The organism is Mycobacterium sp. MAC_080597_8934 (assembly GCF_000523975.1).
GTDB lineage: Bacteria > Actinomycetota > Actinomycetes > Mycobacteriales > Mycobacteriaceae > Mycobacterium > Mycobacterium avium.
In genome coordinates this window covers 1-6747 of sequence record NZ_JAOS01000035.1, presented here as the reverse complement: position 1 = coordinate 6747, position 6747 = coordinate 1, and the positions used below count along the sequence as shown (strand labels likewise).

Annotated in this window: 8 protein-coding genes and 2 pseudogenes; 2 read left to right on the top strand and 8 right to left on the bottom strand. The window is 66.9% G+C overall.

What is annotated here, in order from left to right:
* The first annotated feature begins 616 nt into the window (after positions 1–616).
* Entirely contained in the window at positions 617–1849 is a 1233-nt protein-coding gene (locus NF20_RS19935) for an IS256-like element IS1245 family transposase (RefSeq protein WP_011725525.1), read from the top strand.
* Between the two features lie 149 nt (positions 1850–1998).
* Here the strand turns inward: NF20_RS19935 and NF20_RS19930 are convergent, their stop codons facing one another.
* From NF20_RS19930 to NF20_RS19915, 4 genes and pseudogenes are all read right to left on the bottom strand, one after another.
* Positions 1999–2412 carry a low molecular weight phosphatase family protein gene (locus NF20_RS19930; RefSeq protein WP_023862343.1) on the bottom strand — a complete coding sequence of 138 codons (414 nt, stop codon included), beginning with the start codon at positions 2410–2412 and terminating at the stop codon, positions 1999–2001.
* Entirely contained in the window at positions 2409–3083 is a 675-nt protein-coding gene (locus tag NF20_RS19925; protein WP_011724187.1) for an arsenate reductase ArsC, read from the bottom strand. The genes NF20_RS19930 and NF20_RS19925 overlap by 4 nt, the downstream gene beginning before the upstream one ends.
* A gap of 50 nt (positions 3084–3133) precedes the next feature.
* Positions 3134–4186, bottom strand: a pseudogene (gene arsB / locus NF20_RS19920) (ACR3 family arsenite efflux transporter); the annotation flags it as partial.
* A 4-nt stretch (positions 4187–4190) separates the two neighbouring features.
* Entirely contained in the window at positions 4191–4670 is a 480-nt protein-coding gene (locus tag NF20_RS19915) for an ArsI/CadI family heavy metal resistance metalloenzyme (RefSeq protein WP_024637503.1), read from the bottom strand.
* Positions 4671–4767: 97 nt separating this feature from the next.
* Here NF20_RS19915 and NF20_RS19910 point away from each other — a divergent pair, with 97 nt between their 5' ends.
* The gene (locus NF20_RS19910) at positions 4768–5124 is read left to right on the top strand and encodes an Rv2640c family ArsR-like transcriptional regulator (protein WP_011724184.1); all 357 of its coding nucleotides are present in this window, start codon (positions 4768–4770) and stop codon (positions 5122–5124) included.
* On the opposite strand, the gene NF20_RS19905 is transcribed toward NF20_RS19910, so the two are convergent.
* The 4 genes and pseudogenes from NF20_RS19905 to NF20_RS27740 all read right to left on the bottom strand — a co-directional run.
* Positions 5121–5819, bottom strand: coding sequence for a recombinase family protein (locus NF20_RS19905; protein WP_024637502.1), 699 nt, complete (start codon positions 5817–5819; stop codon positions 5121–5123). The two genes, NF20_RS19910 and NF20_RS19905, sit on opposite strands and share 4 nt — an antisense overlap.
* 33 nt (positions 5820–5852) lie before the next feature.
* Positions 5853–6005 (bottom strand): hypothetical protein, encoded by a 153-nt coding sequence (locus NF20_RS27745; RefSeq protein ID WP_011724182.1) that lies wholly within the window; start codon positions 6003–6005, stop codon positions 5853–5855.
* Complete coding sequence (locus NF20_RS19900) at positions 6002–6472, bottom strand: hypothetical protein (RefSeq protein WP_011724181.1); 471 nt, start codon at positions 6470–6472, stop codon at positions 6002–6004. The genes NF20_RS27745 and NF20_RS19900 overlap by 4 nt, the downstream gene beginning before the upstream one ends.
* Positions 6469–6747: pseudogene (locus NF20_RS27740) on the bottom strand (hypothetical protein); the annotation flags it as partial. The pseudogene NF20_RS27740 and the gene NF20_RS19900, both read right to left, overlap by 4 nt.

Below are 6747 nucleotides of genomic sequence, written 5' to 3'. Positions count from 1 at the left end.
GTCCGGCAAGCATGAGGAGAAGGTGTACGCGAGGAACCAGTGTTTTAACGCCTCTCAAGTCTCCCGCCAGCTCTAACCCGGTGGATTCGGGCTGGTCTGCGATGCGCACCAACACCACTGGCGTCTCGGTGTTGGGAACTCCGGCTGCGGTTTAGGTCGCTGCCGCTGGAGGCCACGGTGAATGCCTGCGGCGTAGCCGTGGCGATATCGCAGGGGCATAGCTGGGCACCTCCCTCCTCGAGCGGTCAGCAGTGAACGTGGGAACCATCGCGAGGCTCCCGTGTCGTCGTCCTCAGCCGAGGGCGCCGAATCCGGGTTGACGCGTCGTCTGTCGATGGCCACGCGGTGGGGCGGAGGGGCCGTAGTAGTCCGAGCGGGGGAAAGCCTCGTGCATGGCGAAGGGCCCCAGCGGAATTGATGCAGCGAACACGACACGAACGGAGGCACTGGTGAATACCGGTGAGCTGTCATGGCCCGATCCCGATCAGGCGGCATGGGGGAGCGTCCCGGGGAGTGGTGTAAGTGATGGCGGCGTGTCGGTCCCTGACGTAAGAGGGCCATCGCGTGAGTCTCTGTGGTGAAACGACCAAGAATCACTACCGAGAGGAACATCGCGATGGCCCTGGACCAGTCTGCCTTGCTGGAGGTGCTCGACGCACTGCGCACCGCCGATGCCGGTGAGCGGATCACTCAAGCCGCCGAAACGATCTACCAAGCCTTGATCGACGCGGAGTTGACCGCGTTCATCGGGGCTTCTCCCCATGAGCGCACCGAGACCCGCTCCAATCAGCGCAACGGCTCGCGTCCGCGCACGCTGTCCACGGTCGCAGGGGACCTGGAACTGCGGATTCCCAAGCTGCGCACCGGGTCATTTTTCCCGGCGTTGTTGGAGCGGCGTCGCCGGGTCGATCAGTGCTTGTTCGCGGTGGTGATGGAGGCCTACCTGCACGGCACCTCCACCCGCAAGGTCGACGATCTGGTCAAGGCACTGGGTACCGATACCGGGATCTCCAAAAGCGAGGTCAGCCGGATCTGCAAAGACCTCGACACCGAGGTCGCGGCCTTCCGGGACCGGCCGTTGGGTGATCAGCGCTTTCCGTATGTCTTCCTCGACGCCACCTACTGCAAGGCCCGGGTGAATCATCGGGTGGTGTCGCAGGCGGTGGTCATCGCCACCGGGGTGGCCGCTGACGGGCGCCGCGAGGTACTGGGCTTTGAGGTCGGAGACTCCGAGGACGGGGCGTTCTGGACCGCGTTTTTGCGGTCGTTGAAATCCCGCGGTCTGGCCGGAGTCCAACTGGTCATCTCCGATGCCCATGCCGGACTGCGCAGTGCCATTGACGCCGTGCTGATCGGGGCCGCCTGGCAGCGGTGTCGAGTGCACTTCCTGCGCAACGTGCTCGCCCAAGTGCCCAAGGGCTCCGCAGAGATGGTCGCCGCCGCGATCCGCACCGTCTTCGCCCAGCCAGACGCCGAGCACGTGCGCGAACAACTCGACACCATCGCCGGCATGCTCGGCCGCCAGTTCCCCAAGGTCGAAACCATGTTGCGCGAGGCCGCCGCCGACATCACCGCCTTCGCCGACTTCCCGGTGGCCCACTGGAAAAAGATCTGGTCAACCAACCCACTGGAGCGATTGAACAAGGAAATCAAACGCCGCACCGACGTCGTCGGCGTGTTCCCCAACCCCGCCGCGCTGTTACGGCTGGCCGGCTCGGTACTCGTTGAGGCCCACGACGAATGGCAGGTCGCCGACAAGCGCTACCTCTCCGAGACCAGCCTCGCTCTGCTCGACGTCAGTGACCAAAGTGCCGAAACCATTGCCCCCACAGCCGCTCTCACGGCATAGTGGCTACCACAGAGCCACACGCGGACACGCGACCGCTCTTACACCACTCCACGGGACGTGACCGATGCGGACACCGACGCCTGCCGACCAAAACTAGTCCGCAATCTCAGGTGTGTCGGACCGCTAGCGGGGTCGGCGGTGGCTACCAGTCAGTCCCCCAGCAATGATCGGTGCAGCGTCTCCACACGGCGGGCGATGTCGTCGCGGACCAACCGCATCCGCTCAATCCCGTCGATGCCTCGTTCGGACGGTTCGTCGGTGACCCAGGTTTCAACCGTGACGCCCTCGGTTGGTTCGACCTGCGCCTCGCGTCCCAGAACGACGACCCGATCCACGTGAGCCAAGACATCACGGTCAATGGGCTTTGGGTGCTCGGCTGAGATGTCCACGCCGACCTCGGCAAGCGACTCGGCGGACAGGGCGTTGAGGGCGTCACCCGGCCTGGTGCCCGCCGAAAACACGTCCACGGTGTCGCCCGCGACCTTGCGCATCAGCCCCGCCGCCATCTGCGACTTGCCCGCGTTCTTGACACAGACGAACAGCACGCTCGGTTTGGCGCTCAACTGACTGGCGTGATGTGGAGTTCGGCCAGCAGGCGGCGCACGCGGCTTTCGATCTCGTCTCGGATCGGTCGAACAACGTCAACACCTTGCCCGGCGGGGTCGGTCAAATCCCAGTTCTCGTAACGCTTGCCGGGGAAGAACGGGCAGGCGTCGCCGCACCCCATCGTGACCACGACGTCGGACGCTTGCACGATCTCGTCGGTCCACGGCTTGGGAAACTCGCGGGTGATGTCGATACCGACCTCGGCCATCGCCTGGACGGCGGCGGGGTTGATCTCGTTGCCTGGTTCGGACCCACCGGACCACGCCACGCCCTGGTCGCCCGCGAGGTGGTTGAAATAGCCGAGGGCCATTTGAGACCGACCCGCGTTGTGGGTGCACAGGAACAGCACCGTGGGTTTGGTGTCGGTCACCTTGCCCTCGACGCGCGCCAACGCGGTGAGCCGTTGGCGTGCCCACCGTTCGGCCAGCAGCGGCAGAAAATTAGGAACGGTTGCGCGCCCGGCGAATTGGTCATACGAGGAGTGGAGGAACCGTTCGATGGTCTCGACCCCGAAGTGCTCGGCGAAATCGTCGTGCAATCGCGTGGAGGCTGTTCTCAACGCGAGTTGCTGATCAATCGAGATGTCGCGCCGTACGTGCGCGGCCAGGGATGCGGGGCTGTCGGTCATGGTGTGTTCCGATCGGTCGTTGGAATCGATTCGGGGGTGGACGATTTGAAGCGCCGCCGCAGAGCCAGCGACACGTAGACGAGGGCGACCAGGACGGGCACCTCGATCAGCGGGCCGACGACCCCCGCGAGCGCCTGGCCCGATGTCGCGCCATATGTGGCGATGGCCACCGCGATGGCCAGCTCGAAGTTGTTACCGGCGGCGGTGAACGCCAACGTGGTGGTCCGCTGGTAGCCGAGGCCGAGCACCGCCCCGAGGGCGTACCCGCCGCCCCACATCACCGCGAAGTAGACCAGCAGCGGCACGGCGATTCGCACCACGTCAAGCGGGCGCGAGGTGATCTGTGCACCTTGCAGGGCGAACAGGATCACGATGGTGAACAGCAGGCCGTAGAGCGCCCACGGCCCGACCTTCGGCAGGAATCGGTCCTCGTACCAGTCGCGGCCCTTGGTGCGCTCACCGAGCCGGCGCGAAAGGTAGCCGAGTAGCAGCGGCACGCCCAAAAAGATCAGCACCGACTTGGCGATTTGCCACGGCGACACACTGATTGACGTTTGATCTAGGCCGAGCCAGCCGGGGAGCACGGACAGGTAGAACCACCCGAGCACGGCGAACATGACGACCTGGAACACCGAATTGAGGGCCACAAGCACGGCGGCAGCCTCACGGTCACCGCACGCGAGGTCGTTCCAGATGATGACCATGGCGATGCACCGCGCCAGCCCGACGATGATCAGGCCGGTGCGGTACTCGGGCAGATCCGGTAGCAGCAGCCAGGCGAGCGCGAACATCAGCGCCGGACCGATCACCCAGTTGAGTACCAACGAGGCCACCATGAGCTTGCGGTCGCCGGTCACGGCGTCGAGTCGGTCGTAGCGCACCTTGGCCAACACCGGGTACATCATCACCAGCAGACCGATGGCGATGGGCAGCGAAATGCCATCTAGCTGAACCGCACTCAGCGCGCGGTCGAGACCGGGAACGGCGCGGCCCAGCAGCAACCCGGCGACCATCGCGGCGCCGATCCACACCGGGAGGAATCGGTCGAGCGTGGAGAGTTTGCCGACGACCGGAGTCGGATCGGTGGTAGTGGGCGAGTTCACGAGGTCAGCAGCAGGCGTTGGTAGCGGTTGATTTCTCGGCTTCGGCGGCGGTGCCCCCACAGCAGACGCCGCCCTCGGCGGTGCCTCCCTCAGAGTGCTCGGGACTGGTGCCAAAGCTGTCGGAGTCGGCAAGCACGGTGTACACCTCCCACTTTTCGCCAGCGGGTCCGGTCACCCAAACCTTGTCTTGCGTGGCGAAGCAGCAGGTGGTGCCGATCTCCTCGTCGGTGAACAAACCCTCGTCGGTGAGGCGGGCGATCTCTGCATGCACGGTCGCGCTGGACGCAACCTCGACGCCCAGGTGGTTGATCGTGCCGCCCTTGCCGGGGTTTTCCAGCAGGACCAACTTCAACGGCGGTTCGACAATCGCGAAGTTCGCATAGCCCGGCTTCACTTTGGCAGGCTCAGTGTTGAACAGCTTTGAGTAGAACGTGATGGCCTCGTCCAGGTCATCGACGTTGAGGGCGAGTTGAGCGCGGGACATGTTGACCTCCGAGGTGTGCGACATATGCCGAAAGGGTGGCATCACAGGTGTACTCCACCCTTTTGACTTAAGTCAAGAGGGTGGGCAAGATGGACCCGTGCCCAAGACGCTGCCCGTAATCGACATGTCCGAGCCAGTGTGCTGCGCGCCGGTCGCCGCCGGACCCGCCGACGATGCGGCGGCGTTGGACGTTGCGATGCGACTCAAGGCGCTCGCCGACCCGGTGCGGGTGAAACTGATGTCGCTGCTGTTCACCGCCGACGGCACCTGCACGACCGGATCGCTCGCCGCTGCCGTTGGGCTGTCGGAATCCACGGTCAGCCATCACCTCGGCCAACTTCGCACCGCCGGTTTTGTCGCGTCCGACCGGCAGGGAATGAGCGTTCATCACACCGCCCGCCGCGAGGCGCTTACGGCGCTGTGCCGGGTGCTCGATCCAAGCTGCTGCACCTAGGTCGCAGGAACTGCCACCGCGCGCTTGGCGATGCGGGCCACGGTGTTCGGGAACCATTGCGAACCGCCCTGGCCGGTCGGCGTGCCGTCGGCGTTGAGACCATCGGCGATGGCTGCCCACGTCGCCCCCGCGGCACGCTCGGCGGCGATGCGATCCACCACCGACGACGGCACGGTGGTCGGGCGACCGAGCCGCACACCCTGCGCCTTGCGGACGGCCAGCGCCGCCTTGGTCCGGTCGCTGATGAGGCCGCGTTCCAGTTCGGCCACGCTGCCCATGATCTGCGTGGTGAACCGGCCCGCCGCCGTGCTGGTGTCCACCGTGCCATCGACAGCGACGACCACGCCGCCCGCGCGCTCGGCCCGGTCGATGACGTGCAGCAGGGTGGGCAGGCTGCGCGCCAGGCGGTCGGACTTGGCGACCATCAGCACCGCCGCCTGCGCCGTCTCCACCGTGTTCAGTGCGGCGGTGAGGGCCGGGCGGGCATCGAGTGCCTTGCCACCGCTGACGCCCTCGTCGGCGTACCACCCGACCACGGTCCAGCCCCGGCGGTCGCACTCGGCGGCGATGGCGGCGCGCTGGGCGTCGAGTCCGGCACCACTGGCGGCTTGCTCCTCGGTGGACACGCGGACGTAGGCGACGACGGTGCCAGCGGGCGCGGTCTGGGTACGGCGGCGGGTGCGGGGCGCGGTCATGCCCACATCTTATAACGCAAACGACCGTTTGTGTTAAGAGTTACCGTTCGCCATCGCGTCGAGTGCCGCTGCCGCGCCCTCCAGCCGGGCGCGTTCGGTGGCGGTGGCCTCCAACTCCCCGCGCTCGATGGCGTCGAGGATCAGCCTGAGTTGGCGTGCGGTCGTGGCGATGTCGGCGCGCTTCACCGTCTGCCGCCCGGCGACCACCCGGTTAGGGGGTCGTAACCGTCGGCCTGACGCGGCGAGGTCGGCGGCGGCGGGACCACGGCGAGGGCGACCGGCGCGGGGTCGGGCACGTCGTCGGCAGCGGGCACCGTCTCGGGGCCGTGCGCCTCGGTGGGCAGCGATACCGGCTCGGGCGGGGTCTCGGCCAGGGCGGGCGTGCCGACGGGCTCACCGGCCCGCTGGCGGGCGACGGCCAGCCACTCGGCCAGTTCGTCGGCGGGCACGCCGTCCAGCGCGAGCACCTGGCGGGCGATGTCGCACTGGAGCGACCACGCAGGGTCATCCGGCCCGACGACCTCCCCGACCAGCGCGCGCAGCTCGGCGACGGCCTGGCCCTCCAGGTCGGTCGGCGACAGCGTGCCGTCGGCAATGTCGCGGGCGACCGATGACGCAGCCTTGATGGCGTCCTCGGGGGTCATGGTGGTCATCGTTCGATCTCCTCAACGTCGGCGTCGATGATGGTGCCGCTGATGGCGTTCTGCGGCTGGCGTGTGGCGACCAGCGCCAGCAGTTCGGACTCCAGGCGGTCAATGACGGCGGTGGCGTCGTGGGTCACGCTCACGTCCACCTCGGTGCGGGCGGGCGCGTAGACCCCGGCGAGCTTGGCCCGTTCGGTGACGATGCCCCGCAATTCCTTGCTGTAGCCCAGCGCGGTGTCGTCGTCGCCGCCCTCGATGGCGTGTGCGTAGCGGGTGAAGTTCTG

Bases quoted from the DNA above. Each gene is read 5' to 3' on its own strand.
- NF20_RS19905 (WP_024637502.1), bottom strand. From the start codon at position 5,819: ATGACCGCGCCCCGCACCCGCCGCCGTACCCAGACCGCGCCCGCTGGC.
- NF20_RS19925 (WP_011724187.1), bottom strand. From the start codon at position 3,083: ATGACCGACAGCCCCGCATCCCTGGCCGCGCACGTACGGCGCGACATC.
- NF20_RS19915 (WP_024637503.1), bottom strand. From the start codon at position 4,670: ATGTCCCGCGCTCAACTCGCCCTCAACGTCGATGACCTGGACGAGGCC.
- NF20_RS19935 (WP_011725525.1), top strand. From the start codon at position 617: ATGGCCCTGGACCAGTCTGCCTTGCTGGAGGTGCTCGACGCACTGCGC.
- NF20_RS19900 (WP_011724181.1), bottom strand. From the start codon at position 6,472: ATGACCACCATGACCCCCGAGGACGCCATCAAGGCTGCGTCATCGGTC.